Below are 26555 nucleotides of genomic sequence, written 5' to 3' on the forward strand. Positions count from 1 at the left end.
TGGCGAGAGTCTGGTGAATATCGGTACTGCTATTAGCTTTTGCTGCACCGGATGCGATTAAGGACGCATCCGGTCAGGTTCCGGTGCAAGATCGACTGTGGTCGGGTCACACCTTCAGAATGCGCTCTCCGCGCCCAATGCCCGAGCCGCCCGTACGGACGGTCTCGAGAATCGCGGTCGCATCGATCGCTTCGATGAACGCGTCGAGCTTGTCGCTCGCGCCCGTCAGTTCGATCGTGTAGGTCTTTTCGGTGACGTCGATGATACGGCCGCGGAAAATATCCGCCATCCGCTTCATCTCCTCACGTTCCTTGCCGACCGCCCTTACCTTGATCAGCATCAGCTCGCGCTCGATGTGGGCGCCCTCGGTAAGGTCGACCACTTTCACCACCTCGATCAGGCGGTTCAGATGCTTCGTGATCTGTTCGATCACGTCGTCCGAGCCAATGGAAACGATGGTCATGCGCGACAGCGAACGGTCTTCGGTCGGCGCCACCGTCAAGGTTTCGATGTTGTAGCCGCGTGCCGAGAAGAGGCCGACCACGCGCGAGAGCGCGCCCGGCTCGTTTTCCAGCAGAACGGAAATAATGTGTCTCATGATGTGATCCGCGATTTATCCAGTTTCGCATTTGGCAGATGCGGCTGCCGCCCTTCCCCGCGAACCCGCGCGCCCCTTGTGTGGACGCGCGCCGCGCGAGGTCGAAACGGCGCCGTGCAAATACCGTTACAGGTCTTCCGAGCCGAGCAGCATCTCGGTGATGCCCTTGCCGGCCTGTACCATCGGCCAGACGTTTTCGGAAGGGTCGGTCTGGAAATCGAGGAACACCGTGCGGTCCTTCAAACGCAGCGCTTCCTTGAGCGCCGGCTCGACGTCCGCGGTCTTTTCGATCCGCATGCCGACGTGGCCGTACGCTTCGGCGAGCTTCACGAAGTCAGGCAGCGCATCCATATAGGAATGCGAATAGCGCTTGCTGTATTCGATCTGCTGCCACTGGCGGACCATGCCGAGGTAGCGGTTGTTCAGCGAAATGATCTTCACGGGCGTGTCGTACTGCTTGCAGGTCGACAGCTCCTGAATACACATCTGGATCGAGCCTTCGCCCGTGATGCACAGCACGTCGTCGTCGGGGTGCGCCATCTTCACGCCCATCGCCGCCGGCAGGCCGAAGCCCATGGTGCCGAGGCCGCCGGAGTTGATCCAGCGGCGCGGCTGGTTGAAGCGGTAGAACTGTGCGGCCCACATCTGGTGCTGGCCCACGTCCGAGCACACGAACGCGTTGCCGCCCGTGAGCTCCCACGCCTTCTCCACCACGTACTGCGGCTTGATGATCTCGCTCGAACGGTCGAACTTCAGGCAGTTCTTCTCGCGCCAGCCTTCGATGTCCTTCCACCAGTCGGCGAGCGCGGCCGTATCCGGGCCGTGATCGGCGTGCTGAAGCTGCTCGATGAGCTCCTTGAGCACTTCCTTCACGTCGCCGACGATGGGGATATCGACCTTCACGCGCTTCGAGATGGACGACGGATCGATGTCGATGTGGATGATCTTGCGCGGACGCGAGGCAAAGTGCGCCGGGTCGCCGATCACACGGTCGTCGAAGCGCGCACCGATCGCGATCAGCACGTCGCAGTGCTGCATCGCCATGTTGGCTTCGTAGGTGCCGTGCATGCCGAGCATGCCGAGGAACTTGCGGTCGCTCGCGCGGTAGCCGCCCAGACCCATCAGCGTGTTCGTGACCGGGTAGCCGAGCAAATCGGCGAACTGGTTCAGTTCGCGCGACGCATCCGCGAGGATAATGCCGCCGCCGGTATAAATGTACGGACGCTTTGCCGAGAGCAGCAGCGACACCGCCTTGCGGATCTGCCCCGAGTGGCCCTTGGTGACGGGGTTGTACGAACGCAGCGTGACGTTTTTGATCGGTTCATACGTGCACGGCGTCTTCGACACATCCTTCGGAATGTCGATCAGCACAGGGCCGGGACGGCCGGTGCGCGCAATGTAGAAAGCTTTTTTGACGGTGGCGGCGAGATCGCGCACGTCCTTCACGAGGAAGTTGTGCTTCACGCAGGGACGCGTGATGCCGACCGTGTCGCACTCCTGGAAGGCGTCTTGACCAATCGCGGCGGTAGGCACCTGGCCGCTGATGATCACCATCGGGATCGAGTCCATGTAGGCCGTCGCGATGCCCGTCACCGCATTGGTGACGCCAGGCCCCGAGGTCACGAGACACACGCCGACGTTGCCGGTCGAACGCGCATAGGCGTCGGCCGCGTGCACGGCTGCCTGTTCGTGGCGCACGAGAACGTGCTGAATCTTGTCCTGCTTGTACAGCTCGTCGTAAATGTAGAGTACCGAGCCGCCGGGATAGCCCCAGATGAATTCGACCTGCTCGTCTGCGAGCGCCTTCATCAGCACGGTTCCGCCGATGGACGTATGCGCTTGAGGGTCAGATTCTTGCGAAGGGGGGACCGACGTGGAGAATTCCGCGCTGGGCATGTTCATCATTGACCTTTCGAATTTTCGGCAAAAAATTGATCGGGTGCTCTCTGCCGGGCTTGTGGCTCGGGTTCAAGCGGCGCGTCCAGTTGACAGATGAGCTTCTTGGGCCACATCCGAATTGAGACTAGTCACTTATGTTGCGAACCGTCGAAGATAGCGGCTCGGTGCCTTTCGGTCAAGCAATTATTGAGAAGCCGGGCACGAACGTTGCGACAGCGCGCACGCCTCGCGGCGCCGGCCAAGGGCCGACAGGACAGGCATCACGGCCGGCGCATCCATGATGCGAAGCATTCTCATGGCCTTCCGCTAGCCTGTTGGCGCGAAAATTTGCTACGATCCGCGAGTTTTACGACATTTTTCGAACGATTACGCGTACGCTGGCGGCGGCGCCCTGCAACGGATGGCATCAGACAAGGAACTCGCCGACTTTCTGGCGGGCGTCGAAAGACGCGCGTTCAAGCAGACGGTCTACGCCGTAAGGGACGACGACGCCTCGCTCGACATCGTGCAGGACGCGATGATCAAGCTCGCGGAAAAATACGGAGACCGCCCGGCCGCAGAACTCCCCCTGCTCTTTCAGCGTATTTTGCAAAATACGATGCACGACTATTTTCGTCGGCAGAAAGTACGCAATACGTGGGTGAGCCTGTTTTCGTCGCTCGGCAACGCCGACGACGAGGAATTCGACCCCCTCGAGACCTTCGAGGCCGAGCAGGGTACGGCTGGCGCCGAGAGCAGCGAGCAGCAGATCGAGCGCGCGCAGGTGCTCCAGATGATCGACGACGAAATCCAGAAATTACCGGCACGTCAACGGGAGGCGTTTCTGATGCGTTACTGGGAGGATATGGATGTCGCCGAGACTGCCGCCGCAATGGGCTGCTCCGAAGGCAGCGTGAAAACGCACTGCTCGCGGGCAACCCACACGCTGGCTCAAGCGCTCAAGGCCAAAGGAATCACCCTATGAGCTCCGCCCTCGAAAATAAAGAACTGGCGTTCGTGCGGGAAATGCGTCGTGCGCTCGACGAGAGCGCCGCCAACCTGCCCGCTGCCACCACCGCCCGACTCGCCGCCGCACGCAAGACCGCACTCGCCCAGAAAAAGGCCGAGGTCGTGCTCGTACGCGCCCCGGCGCTCGCCGCGGCCGGCGTCGGCGGTCTGTCCGGCGCGCCCATGCCCCGGCCCGCGCGGCGCCGTTCCGCGCTCGCGCGCTTCGCGCTCGCCTGGCCGCTCGCGGCACTCGTGGCGGGCCTCTTTGCCATCGCGTACTTCGAAGATCAGCAACGCACCGCTGAACTCGCCGATATCGACGCGGCCATGCTGAGCGACGACCTGCCGCTCACGGCCTACCTCGATCACGGGTTCAACGCGTATCTGACGCGCGCGCACTAAGGACTCTGAGCGGGAGACTGACGGGGTGAGTTACAAGCGCGGCCTGGCCGTTGTCATTGGATGTCTGGTCGCGGCAGTGGTGTCGTATGTGGCGACCTACCCGCGCTTTCATCCCGAGCCCACCGGCGAAAACACCGCTGGCGCGCCCGCGCAGGCGAAAGCGCCCCCGGTCGATAATTCGATCACGACCACCTTTGCGCCGCTGCCCGGCCAGTCCAATCCGCTCGCGTGGGCGCATCTGAGCGATGCGCAGCACACGGCGCTCGCGCCGTTCGCCGTCGAATGGGACCGCTTCAGCGACGAGCGCAAGCGCAAATGGCTAAAGATCGCCGCCCGTTACCCGAAAATGTCGCCCGACGCCCAGAAGCGCTTGCATGAGCGCATGGCGGAATGGGTCGGCATGACGCCTGAGCAACGGCGTGTGGCGCGCGAAAACTACCAGGTTTCCAAGGAACTGCCGGCGCAGGCGCGCCAGCGCGCCTGGAAGGCTTACCAGCAACTCCCTGAAGAGCAGAAAGAACGCCTTGCCGCGAGCGAGCACAAGCGCCGGCCCACCGTCGTGAGCGCCCCGCCCAGCGGCAACAAGAGCGAGATCCGCGATATCCAGCGCCTCGTCAACGAGCGTGATCACCGCGGCCTGCCGCACGCGCCCGCAGGCGTCACCGGGGCATCGGGCGCGGCTGGCGCGAGCAGCACGGGTTCGGGTCTCGCGCCCCCAGCGCCCGGCGCGCCGGGCGAGCCGGCGGTGGCTTCGTCGTTTGCGTCGGGCATTCCCGCCGCCGGGAGCTTCGTCCCCGCCACGCCCATCCCTGTCTCGCCCGCCGAAGCACCCGCGGCGTTCAAGGGCTCCTGAAGCCTCAACCCGGTGCTCGCGGCGCCCTCGCGCGCACCCTTCGCACCCTCGTTAACCCCGCCGCGGCGTTGCGGTCGTTTCGCCGCGCGCGTTTTCGAGGTTATGCTTTGGACGTCCCGTCCCCGAACTGACGCCATCGTGTCCGAAAGCGCCCAAGCCGCCGCCCTGCCGCCCGCCGCCGTCTTCGCGGTTGAACCTGCGCCCGTTTCGATTCGTCGCCGCCTCGCCGCGTTCGTCTACGAAAGCGTGCTGCTGTTCGGCGTCGTCTTCGCCGCGGGACTCGCGTTCAGCCTCGTCCTGCAGCAGCGCAATGGCTACACGCATCACAACGCGATGGCAGTCTGGATCATCTTCGTGGCCGGCACGTACTTCGTCGGCTTCTGGCACAAGGGCGGGCAGACGCTGCCGATGAAGACCTGGCGTTTGCGTGTGGTCGGCCCCGACGGCAAGCCGCCCGCGCTCGCGCGAGCGACGCTGCGCTATCTCGCCGCCTGGCTCTGGTTCCTGCCGCCGCTTGTGCTGCATCCGCTGCTCGATCTTTCGATTCCGCACACGCTTGCGCTCGTTGCCTGCTGGTTCGTGATCTGGGCCGCGAGCGCCCGCTTCTCCCACGACCGCCAGTTCCTTCACGACCGCATTGCGGGCACGCGCATTGTCGCAATCGCGCCACAAGGCGCGAAGGCGTAGCCGGCGCACGACATCCCCTATCGCGCCGGAAAAGCGGCTGCACGGGACCCCTGGGACTGCGTAACGAGACCTTCTCGTGACTGTCATGTTGCCGTCACGGCGGCATGGCGCAATGCGCGTATTACAACCTGCCGCGCGCGCCATGGCCCAAAAGACGTCAGCGACCACCCTGTTCCGGCAGACCACCGGACGAGGCACCGACTCCGCCACGTTCCACCCATCTCCCGGCGGAGCCACCTTTCCCGTCCCGCCCCTGCCGCCCTCGTCGATCGACGACGCCCCCGCCTCCGGCCCCCACGACGACGACCACCCCGATCCCACCCGCTACCGCACGATCTGGCTCTCCGATATCCATCTCGGCACGGGCGGCTGTCAGGCGTCGTATCTGCTCGACTTTCTGCGCCACAACGAGTCGGAGTATCTGTACCTCGTGGGCGACATCATCGACGGCTGGCAGTTGAAGAAGGGCTGGTACTGGCCCCAGGCGCACAACGACGTCGTGCAAAAGGTGTTGCGCAAGGCGCGCAAGGGCACCCAGGTCATCTACATCCCGGGCAACCACGACGAGAGCGCGCGCCAGTTCTGCAATCTCGCGTTCGGTGACATCCACGTGCGCGAGGAAGCCTTTCACACGACGCTCACCGGCAAGCGCCTGTGGGTCGTGCACGGCGATCTCTTCGACGGCGTGATCCAGCACGCCAAGTGGCTCGCCTATCTCGGCGACTCGGCCTACACGCTGATCCTCCTGCTCAACCGCTGGTTCAACCGCGTGCGCGCGAAGCTCGGCTTCCAGTACTGGTCGCTCTCGCAGTACCTCAAACATCAGGTCAAGAACGCGGTGAACTTCATCTCCTCGTTCGAGCGCGTGATGACCGACGAAGCGCGCCGCCGCGGCTGCGACGGCGTGGTCTGCGGCCACATCCACAAGGCCGAGATCCGCGACATCGACGGCATCCTGTACTGCAACGACGGCGACTGGGTGGAGAGCCTGTCCGCGCTCGTCGAGACGTTCGAGGGCGAGTTGCGCATCGTCTACTGGACCGTGAAGCGCGCGCCGGAAGCGCAGGTCTCCACGCGCAAGGCGCGTGTGAGCGCCGCCTGAGTATCGACTGATACCGTTACGCAACAGCCATAACCGCACTACCGAACGACGAGAGGGCCGACGACCGATGAAAGTAATGATCGTGACCGATGCATGGGAGCCGCAGGTCAACGGCGTAGTTCGAACCCTGAAGAACACGACGCGCGAACTCATCGCGCTCGGCCATCAGGTCGAACTGCTTACGCCGCTGGAGTTCCGCACGATACCGTGCCCCACCTACCCGGAAATCAAGCTCTCGCTGTTTCCGAAGCGGCATCTGCACGAACGCATCAGCGCATTCGGGCCCGATGCAATCCACATCGCGACCGAAGGTCCGCTCGGACTCGCCGCGCGCCGCTACGCGATCGACCACGACCTGCCGTTCACGACCGCTTATCACACGCGCTTTCCCGAGTACGTGCAGGCGCGCTTCGGCATTCCGCTCTCGGCGACGTACCGCTTCCTGCGCTGGTTCCACAAGCCTTCGCTCGCGGTGATGGCGCCCACGCCCGTCGTGAAGACCGACCTCGAGAAGTTCGGCTTCACGAACGTCGTGCTGTGGACGCGCGGCGTGGACCTCGACATCTTCCGGCCGATGGAATCGAAGGTGCTGAACACGGCGCGCCCCATCTTCCTGTATGTGGGCCGCGTGGCCGTGGAGAAGAACGTCGAGGCGTTTCTCAAGCTCGATCTGCCCGGCTCGAAATGGGTGTGCGGCGAAGGCCCGGCGCTCGCCGAACTGAAGTCGCGCTATCCCCAGGCGAATTACCTGGGTGTCCTGAGCCAGCCCGAGCTTGCGAAGGTCTACGCGGCCGCCGACGTCTTCGTGTTCCCGAGCCGCACCGACACCTTCGGTCTCGTGCTGCTCGAAGCGCTCGCATGCGGTACGCCCGTGGCCGCCTACCCGGTGACAGGCCCGATCGACGTGCTGGGCACGGGCGGCGCGGGTTCGATGAACGAAGACCTGCGCGAAGCGTGCCTCGAAGCGTTAAAGATCGACCGCGCCGAGGCGCGCGCCTGGGCCGAGCGCTTCTCGTGGCGCGCCGCCTCCGAGCAGTTCGCGGCGCATCTGAAGCCGCGCTCGCGCGCGACGATGGAGCCCTCCAGCGCCGCTGCCTGAGCGCGGGGCCGGCTATGGTGCGCGCTTCGATTGTCCGCGAGCGCGCCGGGGACACGGACGGCCCCGGCGCAACCGCGTCGCACGCGTGCGATACTGGGGTACTACCTGGCACGACCATGACGCCACGTCCTCCGTTACCGCCGCATAGCGCCCAGGGCGCACGCAGTTCCAATGCGCCAGCCAGCCAGCGTGCCGGCGGCTCTACGCGCGCCGCACGCGCCGCCGAAGCGCTCGATCCGCGCGCGAGCGCTTCCGCCGCTGCCGCATCTGGCGTTGCGCCGCCAGCCGCACCGGCATCGGCGAGCGAGCCCGCCAAGCCCACCGGGCCCGCTGCGCCACGCGCGGCCGCACCGGAACCGCCCGAGCCGCCGCATCTGCACGAACCGCTCGGCCCCGACGATCCGCTCGCCCCGCTGCCCTTCAACCCCTACAAGGGCAACCGCGGCATCACCCGGGCATGGAAAGCGCTCAAGTACTCGATCAAGGGCTTTCGCGCCGCCATCCGCGAGGAAAGCGCGTTTCGCCAGGAACTCACGCTCGCGGCCATCCTCGTGCCGATCGGCGTGTTCATTCCGGTCGAGCCCGTCGAGCGCGTACTGCTGCTCGGCTCGGTGATCCTCGTGCTGATCGTCGAGCTGCTCAATTCGAGCATCGAGAACGCGGTGGACCGCATCGGCCTCGAGCGCAACGAGCTCTCGGGCCGCGCCAAGGACCTGGGCAGCGCGGCGGTGACGCTCGCCTTGCTGCTCTGCGTCCTGACCTGGGGACTGATTCTCGTGCCCCGTTTCGGCCCGCTGCTGTTGCACGGAATCGGCGTACTCTAGCGCCCCATGCCCCCAGTCCGCGGGGGCCTCGCCACGCTCCCCGGCATCTGACAGGCGCAAGCTGTCGGTGCGCGCGGGCCGTCGGTTTATAATCGAACGACAGTCTTATAACGACCAACCGCGTCCGGGCCGCGCGCACCGCAACATACGAGCGGGCGCCTGAGCCCGGCACTGCATTTTCAGGGCCGGACGACATGGATGCCAAACCTCCCCGCCGTACACGCGAACGGATTCTCGAGCTGTCGCTGAAGCTGTTCAACGAGATCGGCGAGCCGAACGTCACCACGACGACCATCGCCGAGGAAATGGAGATCAGTCCAGGCAACCTGTACTACCACTTCCGCAACAAAGACGACATCATCAACAGCATCTTCAGCCAGTTCGAGCAGGAGATCGAAAAGCGTCTGCGCTTCCCCGAGGACCATCGCGCCACCATCGACGAGATGTGGGCGTACCTGCAGTACATGGTCGACTTCACGTGGCGCTACCGCTTTCTCTATCGCGACCTGAACGACCTGCTCGCGCGCAACCGCACGCTGGAGATGCACTTCAAGCAGATCATCAGCCACAAGGTGCACTTCGCGAAGCAGTTCTGCGAGCAGCTCGTGGAAGACGGCGACATGGTCGCCACGCCCGCCGAGATCGACGTGATCTCGACCAATATCGGTGTGATCGCCACCTATTGGCTCTCGTACCAGTTCGTGATGAATCCGCGCAAGTACAACGACCAGGAAGCGATTCGCGACGAGCTGCACCAGGTCAGCGTGCAGATCGTCTCGCTGATGGCACCGTATCTGCGCGGCCGCGCGCGCGAGCTGTTCGACGATCTCGTCTCGGGCAAGCTCGCCAAACGCGAGTTCTACGACTACCTGCCGCCGCGCGAAGGCGCGGGCGCCGCCAAGGACAACCGCGAATAAAGGCAAAAGCCGAATGAAAGCAGTCTGCGTATATTGCGGCTCCTCGCCCGGAGCCAATCCGGTGTACACCGAAGCCGCACAGGCATTCGGCCGCGCGCTCGTCGCCTCGAACCTCGCGCTCGTCTATGGCGGCGGCAAGGTCGGCCTGATGGGCGTGATCGCCGACACCGTGATGGCGGGCGGCGGCCGCGCCATCGGCGTGATCCCCAAGCTGCTGGTGGACAAGGAAGTGGGCCATGTGGGCCTCACCGAGCTGCATGTCGTGCCCGACATGCACCACCGCAAGAAGATGATGGCCGACCTCTCCGACGCCTTCGTCGCGCTTCCGGGCGGCGCGGGCACGCTCGAAGAGCTGTTCGAGGTCTATACGTGGGCGCAGCTCGGCTATCACCGCAAGCCGGTGGGCGTGCTGAACATCGGCGGCTTTTACGATCCGCTCATGGCGCTGCTCGATCACACGGTGCGCGAAGGCTTCATGCGCCAGACCTACCGCGACATGCTGCAAACCGACGGCGATCCCGTGGCGCTGATCGCCAGGCTCAAGCGTTACCACGCGCCCACGAAGGACAAGTGGGCGGATTTGCGCGAGAACGTTTGACCCGGCCGCATCGCGCCGTTCGCCCGACAATCCGCAGGCACCACGCGCAGTTACCTCCATGACGAGTACATCGCGATGAGCAAGGTTGTCCTGATCACCGGCGCGAGCCGCGGCATCGGCCGCGCGACGGCGCGCCTGCTCGGCGCACACGGCTGGACCGTGGGCGTCAACTATCTGCACAACGAACCGGCCGCCGCCGAAACCGCCGCCGAAGTCGGCCGCGCGGGCGGCCACGCGCGCGTGCTGCGCGGCGACGTCGCGAGCGAGGCAGACGTCGTCGCGATGTTCGACGCTCTCGAATCGGCCTATGGCCGTATCGATGCGCTCGTGAACAACGCGGGCATCGTGGCGCCCGGCAGCCAGGTCGCCGACATGAGCGCCGAGCGTCTGAAGCGCATGTTCGACGTGAACGTGTACGGCGCGTTTTTGTGCGCACGCGAAGCGGCGCGGCGCATGTCGAAGGATCGCGGCGGCGACGGCGGCTCGATCGTCAATGTTTCTTCGGCTGCCGCGCGGCTTGGCTCGCCCAACGAATATGTGGACTATGCGTCGTCCAAAGGCGCGGTCGACACGATGACGATCGGGCTCGCCAAGGAACTCGGCCCGCAGGGCGTGCGCGTGAACGCGGTGCGCCCCGGCCTCATCGACACCGAAATCCACGCGAGCGGCGGCCGCCCCGACCGCGCGGCCGTGCTCGGCGCGCAAACGCCGCTCGGCCGGCCCGGCAGCGCCGACGAAGTCGCACAAACGATCGTGTGGTTGCTCAGCGACGCGGCCTCGTATGTCACAGGCGCCCTGCTCGACGTGAGCGGCGGACGCTGAACTCGCGCGCTGGCTTTTGCTAGAACGACGAACCCCGCTCGCGCAAAAAAGCGGCTTCTTCGTCGGTGGAATCGCGGCCCAGTTGCACGTTGCGATGCGGGTAGCGCCCAAAGCGCTCGATGATCTGCGCGTGGCGCACCGCGTAATCGTAGTAGCCCTTGCCCTCGGGATCCTTCGCCAACTCGCCGAACAGACGCAGCGATTCGCGCTGCGCTTCGGCGCTTTCGGCGTGTTCGAACGGTAGATAAGCGAAGGAGCGATGCTGCAGCGTGGGTAGGCGCAGATCCGCGCCGTTCGCCACCATCCTGCGCGCGATGCCGAGCGCCTTGTCGTCCGCGGAGAATGCACGCGGCGTGCCGCGGTGGCAGTTGCGCGAGAACTGGTCGAGCACGATCACGAGCGCGAGCGCGCCTTCGGGCGTCTCGCACCATGCGTCGAACTCGCCTGCACACGCGGCGTCGAGCAGCGCGCCGAAGCGTTCGCGCAGCCTGGCGTCGAACGCGGCGTTCTTGCGGAACCACATCTTGCGCTCGCGGCCGAACTCCTCCGAACCCGGCGCGCCGAACCAGAAGTCGAGCACCTCGCGCGCACGCGCGTCGAGCGTCATGACGCCAGTTCCAGCACGAGACGCCGCGTGCGCGCGCTCTTCTTCTCGAGCTTCGCCACCCGCAGCGCGCCGATCTCCTGCGTATTGCGCACATGCGTGCCGCCGCAGGGCTGCAAATCGACGTTATCGATACGCAACAGCCGCACACGGCCCAGGCCCATCGGCGGCTTCACGCTCATCGTGCGCACGAGTTCGGGGCGTTGCGCCATTTCCTCGTCGGTGATCCATTCGGTCGCCACCGCGTGCGCGCCCGACACGAGTTCGGCGAGCCGCGCCTCCACCATCTCGCGCTCGATCGGCTCGACGGTCGCGAAATCGAGGCGCGCATAGTCGGTCGTGATGCTGCAGCCGTCCACGGGATATGGCAGGACCGCGCACATCAGATGGCTCGCCGTATGCAATCGCATGTGCCGGTGACGGCGCGCCCAGTCGATCTCGGCGCGTACGCGCTCGCCCGCGCCGAGACGCGCGAGCAGCGCCTGCTGGCCGGGCGCGGGAACGTGGAGCGCGTCGTCGGGCGTCGCGCCTTCGAACTTCGCCTTGCGCGTGTCGGCGATCTCGATGCGCGTACCGTCGGCGAGCACCAGCGCGCCGGCGTCGCCGGCCTGGCCGCCGCCGAGCGGATAGAACACGGTCTGGTCGAGTCGCACGCCGTCCTCGCCAACGGCAAGCACGGTCGCTTCGCACTGCGTGAGATAGGCGTCTTCGCGAAAGAGCGCGCGGGTGGTCGTCATCGTGGGTGTCTCCTTGTTTTGCGTACGGCGGGCCGCGCAAAGCCGGACGCCCGCCAAAGGGCCATTATGGCCGCGAGGCGAAACGCCCCGCCGGACGGCCGCGATGCGTGAGCGCCTGACTGTACCGGCGCAGGGACCGGAACAATCGGGCCCAGTCAATCAGCCCGGATGATTGCGCATCCAGTCGGCGGTATCGAAGAACGAGTGCAGCAGGCGCTCGCGCAACGGCTCCGCGAGGCCCACGTCTTCCATCGCCCAGGCCATGCAGCGCAGCCACTGGTCGCGCTCGGACGAGGCGATCGCGAACGGCAAATGGCGCGCGCGCAGGCGCGGATGGCCGAAGCGTTCGATGTAGTGGTCCGGGCCGCCAAGCCAGCCGCAGAGAAACCAGAACAGCTTGTCGCGCGAACCGTCGAGCGTTTGCGGATGCATCGCGCGGATGCCCGCGAAATCGGCCTCGAGGTCCATCAGGTCATAGAAGCGGTCGACGAGTTCGCGCACGCGCGCCTCGCCGCCGACGAGTTCGAAGGCCGTGGGTTTCTGCGGCGCTTCGTCGGCTGGATCGGTCATACGGTTGAATCGGGAAAAAAGAGGGACGGCAGCGCACTGCCGTAGATCGTTGATTTTCGCACAGCGGCGCGTGGCGGGCGGCGGCGGGTTGCTGCTCTACGCGTCGCGCAGCGACTGCAGCGCCGGCCGCGCGAGCACGTGCCGCAAGCTGATCCACCCGCCCACGCCCGCGCACACCACCCCTGCGGCGATGCCCGCAGGCAGGAGCCACGGATCGAACGGAAGATAGAAGAGAAACACGTGCGTGGCGAGCACCGAGCCCACCGCCTGCGCGCCGATTGCCGCCATGAGCCCCGCGAGCGCACCCACGGAAACGAATTCGGCCACCTGCACCGCGCGCACCTGCTGGTGCGATGCCCCCAGCGCGCGCAGCAGCGCCGACTCGCGCATGCGCTCGTCGCGCGTGCCCGCGAGCGCCGCGTAGAGCACCAGCACGCCGGCGGCGAGCGTGAAGAGAAAGAGGAACTGCACCGCGCCGATCACCTGCTCCAGCACACGCTCGATCTGCGCGAGAATCGGCGCGATGTCGATCGCGGTGACGTTGGGATAGCGGGCCACGAGACCGTCCACGACCTGGCGCTGCCCGGGCGGCAGGTGAAAGCTCGTGATGTACGTCGCCGGAAAATCGCGCAGCAGTTCGGGCGGCATCAGCACGAAGAAGTTGACCTTGAACGAGCCCCAGTCGAGCTTGCGCACGCTAGTCACGGGCGCCGTGACTTCCAGGCCCGTCACGTCGAACTTGAGCACGTCGCCGGGCTTCACGTTGATGAGCTTCGCGAGTCCCTGCTCGATCGATAGCTGCGGCGTGGCCGCATCGCCATACCAGGTGCCGGCCTCGATGCGATTGTCGTCGGGCAGCTTCGTCGTGTACGAGAGATTGAACTCGCGATCGACGAGCCGGCGCGCGTCCTCGCTCTTGTACGAGTCGGGATTCACGGGTTTGCCGTTGATCGAGATGAGACGCCCGCGCACCATCGGCTGGAGATCGCTGCCGGCAGCCCCGGCAATGCCATGCGAGCGCAGCCAGGCGGCCACGGCGTCGCGCTGATCGGGCTGGATGTCGATGAGGAATTCGTTGGGCGCGTCGGGCGGCGTGGACTTGCGCCAGCCTTCGACGAGGTCGTTGCGCGTCATCGCGATCAGCAACAGGCACATGAGGCCGATGGCGAGCGCCGTGATCTGCAGCGCGCTAGCGCCCGGACGCCGTTCGAGCGACGCCAGGGCATAGCGCCAACCCACGCCCGCGCGCGCCTGCCCGGAGAGGCGTCCGCTGCGCGCCACGCGCGCCGCGCACCAGAGCGCCGCGCGCGCCACGCCGGCGAACACGAGCAGCCCGATCGCGAAACCGCCCGCGACGATGCCGCCCAGCTTCAACTCCCCCGCCGCGATCACGAGCAGCCCCGCGAACAGCGCAATGCCGACGCCATAGGCCGCCCACGCGGCGCGTCCTTCGTCGCCCCACTCGCGGCGCAGCACGCGCACCGGCGGCACGCGCGTGAGCGGCAGGAGCGGCGGCAGCGCGAAGCCCAGCAGCAGCACGAGGCCCGCGGCGATGCCTTCGAGCACGGGCAACGGCCCGGGCTGCGGCAGCACGACGTCGATGAGATTACCGAGCCACGCCAGCAGCGCGAGATGACCCGCGTAGCCGAGCGCCACGCCCGCTACGCCGCCCACGAGTCCGAGCCCCGCGAACTCCAGCACGAACAGCGTGCGCAACGTGCGCTGGCTCGCGCCGAGGCAGCGCATCGCGGCGCAGGCGTCGAGATGGCGGCGCGTGTAGCGATGCGCGGCCATGGCGATCGCCACCGCCGCGAGCAACGCTGTCAGGAGCGAAACCAGCGTGAGGAAGTGGCGCGCGCGGTCGAGCGTCTGGCGCACCTGAGGCTGGCCGTCCTGGAGCGATTCGAGCGCGACGCCGCGCATCTTGCCGCCATCCACGCGCGCACGCGCCCAGGACGCGAACTGCGCGACGGCCGGATCGGCGCCCGCCACGAGCAGGCGGTAGGTCACGCGGCTGCCATAGCCGAGCAGTCCGGTCGACGCGACTTCGTCGGCGCGCATCATGAGCCGCGGCGAGAAGTTCACGAACGAAAAGCCGCGGTCGAGTTCTTTCGTGATGAGCGCGTTGACGGTGAAGGTGCGTGTGCCGACCTTCACCGTGTCGCCGACATGGAGCTTGAGCGCGTCGAGCAGTTCGTCGTCCACCCAGACGGTGCCGGGCGGGGGAATGCCTTGCGCAGCGTGATCGGGTGCACCCGGCGCCGCGGCGATGCGCAGCGCGCCGCGCAACGGATAGTCCGCCGAGACGGCCTTGACGGCAGCAAGACGAGTGGCCGTGGCGACCGGGGCGGCGGAAGCGCCCGCCGCTGCCGCGGCCTGTGGCGTCCCCGAACTCACCATGCTCGGGAAGATCGCCGTGGTCGCCGTGCGCAGCGACAGCGACTGCGCCTCGCGCGCGAACATGGGATCGACGGGGTGATCGGCGCGCACGATGAAATCGGCGGCGATCATGCGCCGGGCATCGCGCTCGAGGCCGCGCTGCAGACGGTCAGCGAGAAAACCGACGCTGGCGAGCGCCGCCACGGCCAGCACGAGCGCGAACAGCAGCATGGTGAGTTCGCCCGCGCGCCAGTCGCGCGCCGTCATGCGCGCGGCAAGATGCACGAGATCGGACCAGCCAGGTGTGGTGCGCACGGCCACCGGCGCACGCGGGCCGCCAGGACCAGCCGGGCCACCAGCCGCGCCCGGCGGCTCAGCCTGCACGAAGCCCGGGCCGCCTTCGCTGCGCGGAGGTCTGGCGTTGGAGGAAGAAGGCGCGCCGCCGCTCAATCGTGACGACCGCGCAGCGAAAGCCGCGAAACCATGTGCGTCGCCATGCCGCGAAAACCGCCCTGGACGCCGCGCCACAGGCGCGGCAGCGCCCAGGCCGCGAGCACGAGGAACGCCACGAGCATGACGAGGAAGAGCACAGGCACGAAGAGCGCGAGCAGCACGCCGACGAAGGTCATACCGTCTTCGGCGCTCGATGTGACGACGTTCGACACCGGCTCAGGCGACAGATTGATCAACGCGCGCGTGCCCGCCTTGGCGAGATGCGCCGTGCCCGCGAGCGTGCCGCCCGCAAGCGCCGCGACGGTCAACAGCGCCGGATCGGCATGGCCAAGCGCACCGGCTGCGAGCACGGCCCCGGCCGGAATACGGATGAAGGTATGCACCGCGTCCCAGAGCGAATCGAACGCGGGAATCTTGTCGGCGAGGAATTCGAGGACCGTGAGCGCGGCGGCGATGCCGATCACCCACGGCGAAGCGAGCGCGGCAAGCGTGTCGGGCAGATGGATCAGGCCAAGACGTTGCAAGACGCCGGCCATCAGCACCGTGAGATAGAGACGCAGGCCGCTGCCCCAGGACAGGCCCGCTGCTAGCGAAAGTGGTTCCAGCATGGCTTGCCTCCTCGCGCGGGCGGCCGGGGCGCCGGCGCTCCACGCGCAAAAGCGGGAGAGCAGGCGCTGTGCGCACACGCTCGCCGCTCATGCGGCGCGGAGGGTTATCGGGTTATGACCGTTCCATTATAGCCACGCTCGCTGCGGTGCCGCAGCGGTGTTGCGCGGCCGCGGCACAGGTCCGCATCGAGGTATGCGCAGCGAATTTAATCAGGCGGCCGAAGAAAGCTTGAGTCCGATGAGGCCGAGCACGATCAGCGCGGCGCTTGCCACGCGCGCGGCGCTCACTGCCTCGCCCATCATGAGGATGCCGAACACGAACGCGCCGACCGCGCCAATGCCAGTCCACACCGCGTAGGCGGTGCCGAGCGGCAGCTGACGCATGGCCATGGCGAGCAGGACGAAGCTGCCCAGGGCAGTGACCACGGTGAACACCGAGGGCCAGAGCCGCGTGAATCCTTCGGAAGATTTGAGACCGGCGGCCCACGCCACTTCGAGCAGGCCGGCGACGAGAAGAAGAAACCAGGACATGGGGAACGCTCCATTTGAAAAATGGGGCCGTCCCCGATGACGTCAGAATCCGTAAGGCCGTCCTTACAGAGCTGTAATGATAGCACCGACGCAGTGCAGGCTCGCAGTGCAGCCCTACTGCACGCCGACCAGCCGATACCCCACGCCTGTCTCCGTAATGATGTGCTCCGGCTGCGCGGGATCGCGCTCCAATTTCTGCCGCAGATGCGCCATGTAGATGCGCAGGTAATGGCTGCTCTCCACGTGCGACGGCCCCCAGACCTCGCGCAGCAGTTGCCGGTGCGTAAGCACGCGCCCCGCATCGCGCACGAGCGTGGCGAGCAGGCGGTACTCGATCGGCGTGAGATGCACGGGCGCGCCTTCGCGCGTGACCTGGCGCAAGCCCAGATCGACGTTCACGGCGCCGAAGCTCACCTGCGGCACCTCGTTCGCCCCGCCTCGGTTGCGCCGCCGTAGCTGCGCGCGAATGCGCGCGAGCAGTTCGGACACGCCGAAGGGCTTCGTCAGGTAGTCGTCGGCGCCGGCGTCGAGCGCGGCCACCTTCTCGCTTTCCTGGGTGCGCGCCGACAGAACGATCACGGGCAGATCGCTCCAGCCGCGCAGTTCGCGGATCACGTCGAGGCCGTCGGTGTCGGGCAGGCCCAGGTCGACGATCACGAGGTCGGGCTTGCGCGTGGCGGCCTCGACGAGGCCCTGCTTGCCGGTCTCGGCGTCGTGCACGACGATGCCTTCGCCCTCCAGGGTTGCGCGCACGAATCGGCGAATCTGTTTTTCGTCTTCGATGAGAACGACGGCGATGCTCGGGTCACTCATTTGCGGGTTTGGGATCGACGTTTTCTTGAGAGGCGGGCATCCGTGCGACGGATTCGCCTCTGACAGGTTCGACGGCGCTCGCATGTTCTGCATCGCCGGCGGGCTCGAGCGGCTCGAGCGGCTCAAGCGGCTCGAGCGCTTCGTGTGCCTCCGGCGCATCGGTCACATCGGCGGGCAGCGGCGGCGGCGACTCCACGGGCAGCGCGAACCAGAACGTCGCGCCTTCCACATGGCCGTCGGCGGCAACGCGATTGGCTGCGCCGATTGTACCCCCGTGCGCCTCCACGATCGCGCGGCAGATGGCGAGTCCGAGCCCGATGCCGGGCTTGGCCGACTCCTTCTCGCCGCGCGTGAACTTCTCGAACACGCGCTCGCCCATGCCGGGCGGCAGACCCGGCCCGTTGTCCTCGATCGAGACGCGCACGAACGGCTGGCCGCCCTCCTCCACGCGCCGCGCCGCGATGGTGAGCGGCGTGTCGGCGGGCGTGTACTTGGCGGCGTTCTCCAGCAGGTTCGAGAAGAGCCGCTCCATCAGCACGGCGTCGAGCTGAAGCAGCGGCAAGCCTTCTTCCAGCCTCACCTGCACGGGATGCCGCGCGAGCACGCGGCGGCAAGCGGCGAGCGCGGCGCCCGCGGTTTCCTCGAGCAGCGTCCACTGACGATTGAGATTGAGGCTGCCCGCCTGCAGCCGGGCCATGTCGAGCAGGTTCGTGACGATGCCCGTCATGCGCAGCGCCTCGTCGTGAATCGCCTCGATCAGCTCGCCCGAGCGCGAGTCTTGCGCATCCTCGGGCTCGTGCGTTTGCGCGAGCATCGACGAGAAGCCGACAATCGCCGTGAGCGGCGTGCGCAGGTCGTGCGAGATGGCCGAGAGCAGCGAGTTGCGCAGCCGCTCCGATTCCATGTTGACGAGCGCGTCGCGCGCGATGTCCACGTAGTGCACGCGCTCGAGCGCGAGCGCGATCTGCGCGGCGAACGCGTCGAGCATGCGCTGCTGCTCGGGCACCTGCAGCTCGCGCACGTCGCGTGTGACGACGGCGAGCACGCCGCGCGTGCGCATCGGCGCCTTGAGCGGCAGGTAGCGCGCCACAGCCGCCGGCAGCGTGTCGGTGCCGTTGCCCGCGGGCTTTTGCTGGTCGTACACCCACTGCCCCACGTCGATGTCGAGGTTTTCGGCGTCGAGCATGATCTTCGGATCGGGCTCCTCGATCTTCTGCTGCACCTTGTCGGCGCTATCGGGCAGCAGCAGCGCCACCCGCGCGCCGAACACCTCGCTCACGTGGCGGCTGCCGATCGCCACGATCTGCTCCGTGGTCAGCGCCGCGGCCAGCTCGCGCGCCATCGCGTACATCGCGCCGGTGCGCTGTTCGCGCCGCTGCGCGACGCTCGCCTCGCGGCGCAGGCTCGACGTGAGATGGCTGATGACGAGCGAAGTGAGCAGCATGCCGACGAAGGTCAGCAGATATTGCGTATCGGAGACCGAGAACGACATGCGCGGCGGCACGAAGAAAAAGTCGTACGCCGCGACGCTTGCAAACGAGAGCATCACGCCCGGTCCGCGCCCGAGCTTCGTCGCCGCGAAGATCACGCCGAGCAGATACAGCATCACGAGGTTCGCGAGATCGATGCGGTCGATCAGCTGGTTCGCGACGAGCGTCACGCACGCGCAGATCACGAGCGCCGCCCCGTAGGCGCGCGGCGGCGAGCGCTCGGCGCCGCCCGCCGCAAGCGCATCGCGCCAGGCGTTGGCGGCGCGCGTCGCGGCGCTGGCCGCCCCCCCGGGCTCGCTGCCCCCACGCACGGCTTCGCCCGCGCTCGCGCGCACGAGCGTGAGATCGACGTCGCCGGCTTTTTCGGCAAGGCGCTCGCCGAACGGGCGCTTCACCCAGCGTGACAAGCCCGTGCGCAGCGACCCGCCCGCCACGAGCTTCGATACGTTGCGCAGCCGCGCGTAGCCGACCAGCGTGGTCGCGGCGTCCTCGCCCGCGAGCGTCGCCGTTTCGGCGCCGAGTTCGGAGGCGAGCTTGAGCGCGCCGAGCGTGCGCTCGCGTACGGCGTCGGGCAGACGCTGGAGCTTCGGCGTCTCCACGTACACGGCGATCCAGTCGGCCTTCAGGCTCGCGGCGAGTCGCGCGGCTGCGCGCACCAGCGCGTTCGCCTCGGGCCCCGGCCCGACGCAGACGACGAGGCGCTCGCGCGCCTGCCACACATGCTGGATCGAGCGATCGGCACGATACTCGCGCATCTGCGCGTCCACGCGATCGGCGGTGCGGCGCAGCGCAAGCTCGCGCAGCGCGATCAGGTTGCCCTTGCGAAAGAAGTTGCGCACCGCGCGTTCGGCCTGCGCCGGCATGTACACCTTGCCGTCGCGCATGCGGTCGAGCAGTTCTTCGGCGGGCAGGTCGACGAGCGTGACTTCGTCGGCGCGGTCGAACACACGGTCGGGCACGGTCTCCCAGACGCGAATACCCGTGATCTGCCCCACCACGTCGTTGAGACTTTCGAGGTGCTGGACATTGACGGTCGTGTAGACGTCGATGCCCGCGTCGAGCAGTTCGTACACGTCTTGCCAGCGCTTCATGTGGCGCGCGCCGGCCACGTTCGAATGCGCCAGCTCGTCGACGAGCACGAGCTGCGGCTTGCGTTCGAGTGCCGCGTCGAGATCGAACTCTTCCAGCAGCCGCCCGCGGTAGGCGATACGCTGACGCGGCATCACGTCGAGGCCGGCGGTGAGCGCGGCGGTCTCGCTGCGCCCATGCGTCTCGACGATGCCGACCACCACGTCCACGCCCTCCTCGGCGCGCCGGCGGGCGGCCTGCAGCATCGCATAGGTCTTGCCGACGCCAGCTGACGCGCCGAAGAAAATCTTCAGCTTGCCGCGGCGGCGTTTTTCTTCGTCGCGCTGCAGCCGGTCGAGCAGTTCGTCGGGATCGGGGCGGTTCATGCGGAAGTCGGGATGAAAATCACGGAGGTTGCACCTGTGGCACGAATGATCGTCTCACCGTGGCACGGAAATGGCAAACCGCACGCGCGACGCGCGGGGCGTCGAGCGTGCGGCGCGGCTCGACGTTCCCGCTCAGCTAACCTCTTTGCCGTCGAGCGCGAGGTTGAGCTCGAGCACGTTCACACGCGGCTCGCCAAAGAGGCCGAACTGGCGGCCCTTCGTAAAGCGGTCCACGAGCGCCTGCACGTCGTTCGCACTCATATGGCGCGCCTGCGCCACGCGCGCCACCTGGTAGGCGGCCGCGGCCGGCGAGATCTCGGGATCGAGCCCGCTGCCCGAGGACGTCACGAGGTCGGCCGGAATGGGCTGCGAGACATCGGTGCCCGCGGCCTTGAGGGCGGCGATGCGGCCTTTGATCTCGTCGGCGAGCGCCGGGTTGGTCGGCCCGAGGTTCGAGGCGCCCGAGCCCGCCGGGTTGTACGGCATCGGCGAGGTCGCCGACAGACGGCCCCAGAAGTACTGGGGCGCGTCGAACTGCTGGCCGATGAGCGCGCTGCCCACCACCTTGCCGTCGACTTCGACCAGACTGCCGTTGGCCTGGTGATGGAACGCGGCCTGGCCGAACGCGGTCATCACGGCCGGATACACGAGGCCGGTGATGACCGTCAGTACGGCGAAGATCACGATCAGAGGACGAAACTGCGATTTCATTTTGGCTTCCTATGTATCTATCCGCGTGGGTTGGCGCGGATCAAACCCAGCCGAACGCGGCGAGCACCATGTCGATGAGCTTGATGCACGGGAACGGCAGGAGAATGCCGCCGAGGCCGTAGACCAGCAGATTGCGGCGCAGCAGCGTCGCGGCGCCGAGGGGCCGGTACTTCACGCCCTTGAGCGCGAGCGGAATCAGCATCACGATGATGAGCGCGTTGAAGATCACCGCCGAGAGGATCGCCGACGACGGCGACGTCAGATGCATCACGTCGAGCACGCGCAGTTGCGGATACGTCGAAGCGAACGCCGCCGGAATGATCGCGAAGTACTTCGCGACGTCGTTGGCGATCGAGAACGTCGTGAGCGAGCCGCGCGTCATGAGCATCTGCTTGCCGATCTCGACGATCTCGATGAGCTTGGTCGGGTTCGAATCGAGGTCGACCATGTTGCCCGCTTCCTTCGCGGCCTGGGTGCCCGTGTTCATCGCCACGGCCACGTCGGCCTGCGCGAGCGCCGGGGCGTCGTTGGTGCCGTCGCCCGTCATCGCCACGAGCTTGCCTTGCGCCTGATGTTCGCGGATCGTCGCGAGCTTGGTTTCAGGCGTGGCCTGCGCGAGGAAGTCGTCAACGCCTGCTTCGGCGGCGATCGCGGCGGCGGTCAGGCGGTTGTCGCCCGTCACCATCACGGTCTTGATGCCCATCTTGCGCAGCTCGGCGAAGCGCTCCTTGATGCCGCCCTTCACCACGTCCTTCAGCTCGATCACACCGAGCACGCGCGCGGCGCCGTCATGCATTTCGGCCACCACGAGCGGCGTGCTGCCGCGGCGGGCCACATCGTCCACGGCGTTGTCGACTTCGCCGGGGAAACGGCCGCCATGCGCCTGAACATAGTTCTTCACGGCGTCGGCCGCGCCCTTGCGGATCTCGCGGCCGGGCATGTCCACACCGCTCATGCGCGTTTGGGCGCTGAAAGCGAGGAACGCGGCGTGCAGCGAATGCATGTCGCGCTGGCGAATGTTGAAGCGCTGCTTCGCGAGCACGACGATGCTGCGGCCTTCCGGCGTTTCGTCGGCGAGCGACGAGAGCTGTGCGGCGTCGGCGAGCACTTCTTCGGTCACGCCGGGCGCCGGCAGGAACATCGACGCCTGACGATTGCCGAGCGTGATCGTGCCGGTCTTGTCGAGCAGCAGCACGTCCACGTCGCCGGCAGCTTCCACCGCACGGCCCGAAGTCGCGATCACGTTGGCCTGCATCATGCGGCTCATGCCGGCCACGCCGATCGCCGAAAGCAGACCGCCGATGGTCGTCGGAATCAGACAGACGAGCAGCGCCACGAGCGCCGTGATCGTGACCACGTGGCCCATCTTCGCGGCCTCGACCGAGAACATCGAGAACGGCAGCAGCGTCGCGGTGGCGAGCAGCAGCACGATGCTCAGCGCGACGAGCAGGATCGTGAGCGCGATTTCGTTCGGCGTCTTCTGACGCTTCGCGCCTTCGACCATCGCGATCATGCGATCGAGGAACGCTTCGCCTGGGTTCGCCGTGACGCGCACGACGATCCAGTCGGAGAGCACGCGCGTGCCGCCCGTCACGGAGGAAAAGTCGCCGCCCGACTCGCGGATCACCGGTGCCGATTCGCCCGTGATGGCCGATTCGTCCACCGATGCCACGCCTTCGATCACTTCGCCGTCGGCCGGGATCGTGTCGCCGGTCTCGACGAGCACCACGTCGCCGCGGCGCAGATCGGACGCCGTCATGATGCGGATCGGCGCCTTCGGATGCGGCTCGTTGAGCTTCTTGGCCATGACGTCTTTCTTGGCCTGGCGAAGCGACGCCGCCTGCGCCTTCGAGCGTCCTTCGGCGAGCGCTTCCGCGAAGTTCGCGAACAGCACCGTGAACCACAGCCAGAGCGCGACCGCGAGGATGAAACCCGCGGGCGCTTCGGCCTGGCCCACGAGCGCCGCGATCCAGAGGATCGTCGTGAGCACGCTGCCCACGTAGACGCAGAACATCACCGGGTTGCGCAACTGCGTGCGCGGATTGAGTTTTCTGAACGAGTCCACGATGGCCGGGCGCACCAGCGCCGGATCGAACATGGACCGAGTTGCACTATGCTGATTCATTTTCGTTTCGCTCATGTTGCGAAGCCCCCGTTCAATGCACGCCCATCATGATCAGATGCTCGACGCCGGGACCGAGGGCGAGCGCGGGCACATAGGTGAGCGCACCGACCAGCAGCACCGTGCCGAGCAACAGCACGACGAAGAGCGGGCCATGCGTGGGCAGCGTGCCGCCCGTCACAGCAATGCGCTTCTTGCTCGCGAGCGAACCCGCGATGGCGAGCACCGGAATGATGGTGCCGAAGCGGCCGAACCACATGGCAATGGCGAGCAGCCAGTTATAGAACGGCGTGTTCACGGTCAGGCCTGCGAACGCGCTGCCGTTGTTGTTGGCGGCCGAGCTGAACGCATACAGGATCTCGGAAAAGCCATGCGCACCCGGATTGGCGATACCGGCCTTGCCCGCGTCGGAGAGCACGGCGATCGAGGTGCCGAGCAGCACGAGCAGCGGCGTGAGCAGCACGACGATCGAGACCATCTTCATCTCGAACGACTCGATCTTCTTGCCGACATATTCCGGCGTGCGGCCGATCATGAGCCCCGCCACGAACACCGCGAGCAGCGCGAACACGAGCATGCCGTAGAGACCCGAACCGACACCGCCGAAGATCACCTCGCCGAGCTGGATGAAGAGCAGCGGAACGAGACCGCCGAGCGGCGTGAGCGAGTCGTGCGCCGCGTTCACGGCGCCGCACGAAGCCGCCGTGGTCGCGACCACGAAGATGCCCGTTTGCGCGATGCCAAAGCGCGTTTCCTTGCCTTCCATGTTGCCGCCGGCTTGCAGCGCGCTGGCGTGCTGGTCGACGTTGAGCGTCGTGAACATCGGATTGCCCGACTGCTCGGCGGACAGCACGCCGCCCACGGCCACGGCGAACGCCACCGTCATCACCGCGAGCACCGCGACGCCCTGCCTGCGATCGCCCACCATATTGCCGAACACGAGGCACAGCGCGGCCGGAATGATCAGGATCGCCAACATTTCGATGACGTTCGAGGCCGGCGTGGGGTTCTCGTACGGATGCGCCGAGTTCGCGTTGAAGAAGCCGCCGCCGTTGGTGCCGAGCATCTTGATCGCGACCTGCGAAGCGACCGGGCCCATGGCGAGCGTCTGCGACGTGACCTTCGTGTCCACCGTCTCGGGATTGCCCTTCGCGTCCTTCACCGGGTTGCCCTGGGCGTCGAGCTTCGGCGCGGCGTAGGTCGTGGTTTGCAGCACCGGCACGTCCTGATACGCCTTGAAGTTCTGGATCATGCCCTGGCTCATCAGCAGCCCAGCGATGATCGCCGACATCGGCACGAGGATGTAGAGCGTCGTGCGCGTGAGGTCGACCCAGAAGTTGCCGATGGTCTGCACCGAGTGGCGTGCAAAGCCGCGAATCAGCGCGATCACGACCACGATGCCCGTCGCCGCCGACAGGAAGTTCTGCACGGTGAGGCCGAGCATCTGCGTGAGATAGCTCACCGTTTGCTCGGGCGTGTAGTCCTGCCAGTTGGTGTTGGTGACGAAACTCACGGCCGTGTTGAACGCGCCGTCCACCGTCATCGCGCCGAACTGCTGCGGATTGCCGGGCAGCCAGCCCTGAATGCGCAGCAGCACATAGAGAAAGCCCACGCCGAGCACGTTGAACGAGATGGTGGCGAGCGCATAGCGCTTCCAGTTCATCTCGGCCTGCGGATCGACGCCGGCGATGCGATAGAGGAAGTTTTCGAGCGGCGCGAAGAGCCGCACGACGCGCGAGCGTCCGTCGAGAACGCGCGTCATGTAGCGCGATACAGGCACCGCGAGCGCGAGCAGAATGACGAGGAAAATCCCCGCCTGGAGCAGATTGTTGGCGTTCATTCGATATCCTCCGCGCGCAGCAGCGCATGGACGAGATAAACGAACAGCAACAGCGTTGCCGCCCCCGATAGCCAGAAGATCCAGGTCATGGTCGCACCCCCTTCGCACCTTGATCGCGGCGGTACTGCATGAGCTTCTCGCAGCCCGCGATCAACGCGTATGTGAGCGCGGCGAAAACCACCAGCCCCCCGATATACAGCACATCCATTGTCGTGTTCTCCATTCGCGGATGACGGATGGCTGAAAGTTACCCGCTGCGGCATTAAATCCGGATCAAAGGTCTTGGCGCTCGTATAAAAAGCGCGTAAACGCGGACGCGATCACGGGCCGGGGCACAAAGAAAAAAAGCGCGCAACGTTGGCGTTGCGCGCCTTTTGGGTCTCCATGACGGAGTCAAGAAACGTAAAGGTCAAATCAATGCGCCGGCGCCGAAGCATGTCCCATGCGGCGCAGCAGTGCATCAATGGTCATGTCACGGAATCAGCACGGTCGAACCGGTAGTCTTGCGCGCTTCGAGACCGGCGTGGGCCTGCCCGACGTCCTTGAGCGCGTAGCGCTGGTTGATCGACGTCTTGACCTTGCCCGAGGACACCACGTCGAACAGTTCGGCGGCCATCGCCTCGTAGTCGGCGCGCTTCGCGATATACGTGAAGAGCGTCGGGCGCGTGAAGAAGAGCGAGCCGCGCCCGGCGAACTCCGACGAATCGAGCGGCGGCAGCGGCCCCGATGCATTGCCGAAGCTCACGAACATGCCGAGCGGGGCAAGACAGTCGAGCGACTTCGTGTAGGTGTCCTTGCCGATCGAGTCGTACACCACGGGCACACCCGCACCGTTCGTGATCTCACGCACGCGCGCCGTGAAGTCCTCGCGCGTGTAGACGATCGGATGATCGCAGCCGTGCGCCTTCGCAATCGCGGCCTTCTCGTCCGAGCCCACGGTGCCGATCACGGTCGCGCCCAGCGCCTTCGCCCACTGGCACACGAGCAGGCCCACGCCGCCCGCCGCAGCCTGGATGAGGATGGTGTCGCCAGCCTTCACGCGATACGTGCGACGCAGCAGGTATTGCGCGGTGAGGCCCTGCAGCATGATCGAGGCCGCCGCTTCGTCGCTGATCGCGTCGGGCAGCTTGATCACCTGGTCGGCACGCAGCACGCGCTCCTGTGCATAGGCACCCGGCGGACGCGCGACGTAAGCCACGCGATCGCCCACTTTCAGCGCGCTCACGCCACTGCCCACCGCCGTCACCTCGCCGGCCGCTTCCATGCCGAGGCCTGCCGGCAGCGGCTGCGGGTACAGCCCGGTGCGGAAATACACGTCGATGTAATTGAGGCCGCAGGCGGTCTGGCGCAAGCGCACCTCGCCCTCGCCCGGCTCGCCCACGTCGACATCGACCCACTTCATCACTTCGGGGCCACCGGTCTTGTCGTATCGGATTGCCTTGGTCATCACGTCTC

Annotated in this window: 26 protein-coding genes; 10 read left to right on the forward strand and 16 right to left on the reverse strand. The window is 66.6% G+C overall.

Annotated features, from left to right (window positions below):
- Positions 1-106: 106 nt before the first annotated feature.
- Positions 107-598: an acetolactate synthase small subunit gene (gene ilvN / locus AB3X98_RS09560; RefSeq protein WP_027795483.1), complete on the reverse strand. Its 492-nt coding sequence runs from the start codon at positions 596-598 to the stop codon at positions 107-109.
- 126 nt (positions 599-724) lie between these two features.
- Positions 725-2500, reverse strand: a complete 1776-nt coding sequence (locus AB3X98_RS09565) for an acetolactate synthase 3 catalytic subunit (protein ID WP_069265490.1) — start codon at positions 2498-2500, stop codon at positions 725-727.
- Between the two features lie 397 nt (positions 2501-2897).
- On the opposite strand from AB3X98_RS09565, the gene AB3X98_RS09570 reads away from it, so the two are divergent.
- The 10 genes from AB3X98_RS09570 to AB3X98_RS09615 all read left to right on the forward strand — a co-directional run bounded on the left by AB3X98_RS09570 (position 2898) and on the right by AB3X98_RS09615 (position 10788).
- Positions 2898-3461, forward strand: a complete 564-nt coding sequence (locus AB3X98_RS09570) for an RNA polymerase sigma factor (RefSeq protein WP_069265288.1) — start codon at positions 2898-2900, stop codon at positions 3459-3461.
- A complete protein-coding gene (locus AB3X98_RS09575) occupies positions 3458-3886 on the forward strand; it encodes a DUF3619 family protein (protein WP_069265289.1) in 429 nt (142 codons plus the stop codon). The genes AB3X98_RS09570 and AB3X98_RS09575 overlap by 4 nt, the downstream gene beginning before the upstream one ends.
- A gap of 25 nt (positions 3887-3911) precedes the next feature.
- On the forward strand, positions 3912-4739 hold the full coding sequence (locus AB3X98_RS09580) for a DUF3106 domain-containing protein (protein WP_368606346.1): 828 nt from the start codon (positions 3912-3914) through the stop codon (positions 4737-4739).
- A 165-nt stretch (positions 4740-4904) separates the two neighbouring features.
- Complete coding sequence (locus AB3X98_RS09585) at positions 4905-5426, forward strand: RDD family protein (protein ID WP_256094758.1); 522 nt, start codon at positions 4905-4907, stop codon at positions 5424-5426.
- A gap of 142 nt (positions 5427-5568) precedes the next feature.
- A complete protein-coding gene (locus AB3X98_RS09590; protein WP_342947953.1) occupies positions 5569-6528 on the forward strand; it encodes a UDP-2,3-diacylglucosamine diphosphatase in 960 nt (319 codons plus the stop codon).
- 67 nt (positions 6529-6595) lie between these two features.
- Positions 6596-7627, forward strand: coding sequence for a glycosyltransferase family 1 protein (locus AB3X98_RS09595; RefSeq protein WP_069265293.1), 1032 nt, complete (start codon positions 6596-6598; stop codon positions 7625-7627).
- A gap of 116 nt (positions 7628-7743) precedes the next feature.
- On the forward strand, positions 7744-8451 hold the full coding sequence (locus tag AB3X98_RS09600; RefSeq protein ID WP_083245294.1) for a diacylglycerol kinase: 708 nt from the start codon (positions 7744-7746) through the stop codon (positions 8449-8451).
- A 194-nt stretch (positions 8452-8645) separates the two neighbouring features.
- The gene (locus tag AB3X98_RS09605) at positions 8646-9368 is read left to right on the forward strand and encodes a TetR/AcrR family transcriptional regulator (protein ID WP_069265294.1); all 723 of its coding nucleotides are present in this window, start codon (positions 8646-8648) and stop codon (positions 9366-9368) included.
- A 13-nt stretch (positions 9369-9381) separates the two neighbouring features.
- Positions 9382-9966 carry a TIGR00730 family Rossman fold protein gene (locus AB3X98_RS09610; protein WP_069265295.1) on the forward strand — a complete coding sequence of 195 codons (585 nt, stop codon included), beginning with the start codon at positions 9382-9384 and terminating at the stop codon, positions 9964-9966.
- 75 nt (positions 9967-10041) lie between these two features.
- Positions 10042-10788 (forward strand): SDR family oxidoreductase, encoded by a 747-nt coding sequence (locus AB3X98_RS09615; protein WP_368606345.1) that lies wholly within the window; start codon positions 10042-10044, stop codon positions 10786-10788.
- A 19-nt stretch (positions 10789-10807) separates the two neighbouring features.
- Here AB3X98_RS09615 and AB3X98_RS09620 read toward each other — a convergent pair whose 3' ends face one another.
- The 14 genes from AB3X98_RS09620 to AB3X98_RS09685 all read right to left on the reverse strand — a co-directional run bounded on the left by AB3X98_RS09620 (position 10808) and on the right by AB3X98_RS09685 (position 26547).
- Positions 10808-11395 carry a DUF924 family protein gene (locus tag AB3X98_RS09620; RefSeq protein ID WP_069265297.1) on the reverse strand — a complete coding sequence of 196 codons (588 nt, stop codon included), beginning with the start codon at positions 11393-11395 and terminating at the stop codon, positions 10808-10810.
- On the reverse strand, positions 11392-12129 hold the full coding sequence (locus AB3X98_RS09625; RefSeq protein WP_368606344.1) for an alanyl-tRNA editing protein: 738 nt from the start codon (positions 12127-12129) through the stop codon (positions 11392-11394). Before AB3X98_RS09625 ends, AB3X98_RS09620 begins: the two co-directional genes overlap by 4 nt.
- A 159-nt stretch (positions 12130-12288) precedes the next feature.
- Positions 12289-12699, reverse strand: a complete 411-nt coding sequence (locus AB3X98_RS09630; RefSeq protein WP_069265299.1) for a group II truncated hemoglobin — start codon at positions 12697-12699, stop codon at positions 12289-12291.
- 96 nt (positions 12700-12795) lie between these two features.
- A complete protein-coding gene (locus AB3X98_RS09635) occupies positions 12796-15345 on the reverse strand; it encodes an ABC transporter permease (RefSeq protein ID WP_368610251.1) in 2550 nt (849 codons plus the stop codon).
- A 179-nt stretch (positions 15346-15524) separates the two neighbouring features.
- Positions 15525-16139: a DUF4126 domain-containing protein gene (locus tag AB3X98_RS09640; protein WP_069265300.1), complete on the reverse strand. Its 615-nt coding sequence runs from the start codon at positions 16137-16139 to the stop codon at positions 15525-15527.
- Positions 16140-16349: 210 nt separating this feature from the next.
- The gene (sugE, locus tag AB3X98_RS09645; RefSeq protein ID WP_069265301.1) at positions 16350-16670 is read right to left on the reverse strand and encodes a quaternary ammonium compound efflux SMR transporter SugE; all 321 of its coding nucleotides are present in this window, start codon (positions 16668-16670) and stop codon (positions 16350-16352) included.
- Between the two features lie 114 nt (positions 16671-16784).
- On the reverse strand, positions 16785-17483 hold the full coding sequence (gene kdpE, locus AB3X98_RS09650; protein ID WP_069265302.1) for a two-component system response regulator KdpE: 699 nt from the start codon (positions 17481-17483) through the stop codon (positions 16785-16787).
- Complete coding sequence (locus AB3X98_RS09655) at positions 17476-20427, reverse strand: DUF4118 domain-containing protein (protein ID WP_368606739.1); 2952 nt, start codon at positions 20425-20427, stop codon at positions 17476-17478. The genes kdpE and AB3X98_RS09655 overlap by 8 nt, the downstream gene beginning before the upstream one ends.
- A gap of 132 nt (positions 20428-20559) precedes the next feature.
- Entirely contained in the window at positions 20560-21138 is a 579-nt protein-coding gene (gene kdpC / locus AB3X98_RS09660) for a potassium-transporting ATPase subunit KdpC (RefSeq protein ID WP_342947945.1), read from the reverse strand.
- Positions 21139-21178: 40 nt separating this feature from the next.
- The gene (kdpB, locus tag AB3X98_RS09665; RefSeq protein ID WP_069265493.1) at positions 21179-23263 is read right to left on the reverse strand and encodes a potassium-transporting ATPase subunit KdpB; all 2085 of its coding nucleotides are present in this window, start codon (positions 23261-23263) and stop codon (positions 21179-21181) included.
- A 31-nt stretch (positions 23264-23294) separates the two neighbouring features.
- Positions 23295-25100 carry a potassium-transporting ATPase subunit KdpA gene (gene kdpA / locus AB3X98_RS09670; RefSeq protein WP_368606738.1) on the reverse strand — a complete coding sequence of 602 codons (1806 nt, stop codon included), beginning with the start codon at positions 25098-25100 and terminating at the stop codon, positions 23295-23297.
- Positions 25097-25189: a K(+)-transporting ATPase subunit F gene (gene kdpF, locus AB3X98_RS09675; protein WP_027819619.1), complete on the reverse strand. Its 93-nt coding sequence runs from the start codon at positions 25187-25189 to the stop codon at positions 25097-25099. Before kdpF ends, kdpA begins: the two co-directional genes overlap by 4 nt.
- Positions 25186-25308, reverse strand: a complete 123-nt coding sequence (locus AB3X98_RS09680) for a potassium ABC transporter ATPase (protein ID WP_069265305.1) — start codon at positions 25306-25308, stop codon at positions 25186-25188. The genes kdpF and AB3X98_RS09680 overlap by 4 nt, the downstream gene beginning before the upstream one ends.
- A 264-nt stretch (positions 25309-25572) precedes the next feature.
- Entirely contained in the window at positions 25573-26547 is a 975-nt protein-coding gene (locus AB3X98_RS09685; protein WP_342947942.1) for a quinone oxidoreductase, read from the reverse strand.
- Positions 26548-26555: the final 8 nt, after the last annotated feature.

Source organism: Paraburkholderia sp. BR14312 (assembly GCF_040948675.1).
GTDB classification, from domain to species: Bacteria; Pseudomonadota; Gammaproteobacteria; order Burkholderiales; family Burkholderiaceae; genus Paraburkholderia; species Paraburkholderia nodosa_A.

Coding starts and splice junctions, on each gene's coding strand:
- AB3X98_RS09605 (WP_069265294.1), top strand. CDS start 8,646: ATGGATGCCAAACCTCCCCGCCGTACACGCGAACGGATTCTCGAGCTG.
- AB3X98_RS09685 (WP_342947942.1), bottom strand. CDS start 26,547: ATGACCAAGGCAATCCGATACGACAAGACCGGTGGCCCCGAAGTGATG.
- ilvN (WP_027795483.1), bottom strand. CDS start 598: ATGAGACACATTATTTCCGTTCTGCTGGAAAACGAGCCGGGCGCGCTC.
- AB3X98_RS09575 (WP_069265289.1), top strand. CDS start 3,458: ATGAGCTCCGCCCTCGAAAATAAAGAACTGGCGTTCGTGCGGGAAATG.
- AB3X98_RS09640 (WP_069265300.1), bottom strand. CDS start 16,139: ATGCTGGAACCACTTTCGCTAGCAGCGGGCCTGTCCTGGGGCAGCGGC.
- kdpB (WP_069265493.1), bottom strand. CDS start 23,263: ATGAATCAGCATAGTGCAACTCGGTCCATGTTCGATCCGGCGCTGGTG.
- kdpF (WP_027819619.1), bottom strand. CDS start 25,189: ATGACCTGGATCTTCTGGCTATCGGGGGCGGCAACGCTGTTGCTGTTC.
- AB3X98_RS09635 (WP_368610251.1), bottom strand. CDS start 15,345: ATGACGGCGCGCGACTGGCGCGCGGGCGAACTCACCATGCTGCTGTTC.
- kdpA (WP_368606738.1), bottom strand. CDS start 25,100: ATGAACGCCAACAATCTGCTCCAGGCGGGGATTTTCCTCGTCATTCTG.
- sugE (WP_069265301.1), bottom strand. CDS start 16,670: ATGTCCTGGTTTCTTCTTCTCGTCGCCGGCCTGCTCGAAGTGGCGTGG.
- kdpC (WP_342947945.1), bottom strand. CDS start 21,138: ATGAAATCGCAGTTTCGTCCTCTGATCGTGATCTTCGCCGTACTGACG.
- AB3X98_RS09680 (WP_069265305.1), bottom strand. CDS start 25,308: ATGGATGTGCTGTATATCGGGGGGCTGGTGGTTTTCGCCGCGCTCACA.
- AB3X98_RS09600 (WP_083245294.1), top strand. CDS start 7,744: ATGACGCCACGTCCTCCGTTACCGCCGCATAGCGCCCAGGGCGCACGC.
- AB3X98_RS09565 (WP_069265490.1), bottom strand. CDS start 2,500: ATGAACATGCCCAGCGCGGAATTCTCCACGTCGGTCCCCCCTTCGCAA.
- AB3X98_RS09625 (WP_368606344.1), bottom strand. CDS start 12,129: ATGACGACCACCCGCGCGCTCTTTCGCGAAGACGCCTATCTCACGCAG.
- AB3X98_RS09630 (WP_069265299.1), bottom strand. CDS start 12,699: ATGACCGATCCAGCCGACGAAGCGCCGCAGAAACCCACGGCCTTCGAA.
- AB3X98_RS09590 (WP_342947953.1), top strand. CDS start 5,569: ATGGCCCAAAAGACGTCAGCGACCACCCTGTTCCGGCAGACCACCGGA.
- kdpE (WP_069265302.1), bottom strand. CDS start 17,483: ATGAGTGACCCGAGCATCGCCGTCGTTCTCATCGAAGACGAAAAACAG.
- AB3X98_RS09610 (WP_069265295.1), top strand. CDS start 9,382: ATGAAAGCAGTCTGCGTATATTGCGGCTCCTCGCCCGGAGCCAATCCG.
- AB3X98_RS09655 (WP_368606739.1), bottom strand. CDS start 20,427: ATGAACCGCCCCGATCCCGACGAACTGCTCGACCGGCTGCAGCGCGAC.
- AB3X98_RS09620 (WP_069265297.1), bottom strand. CDS start 11,395: ATGACGCTCGACGCGCGTGCGCGCGAGGTGCTCGACTTCTGGTTCGGC.
- AB3X98_RS09615 (WP_368606345.1), top strand. CDS start 10,042: ATGAGCAAGGTTGTCCTGATCACCGGCGCGAGCCGCGGCATCGGCCGC.
- AB3X98_RS09595 (WP_069265293.1), top strand. CDS start 6,596: ATGAAAGTAATGATCGTGACCGATGCATGGGAGCCGCAGGTCAACGGC.
- AB3X98_RS09570 (WP_069265288.1), top strand. CDS start 2,898: ATGGCATCAGACAAGGAACTCGCCGACTTTCTGGCGGGCGTCGAAAGA.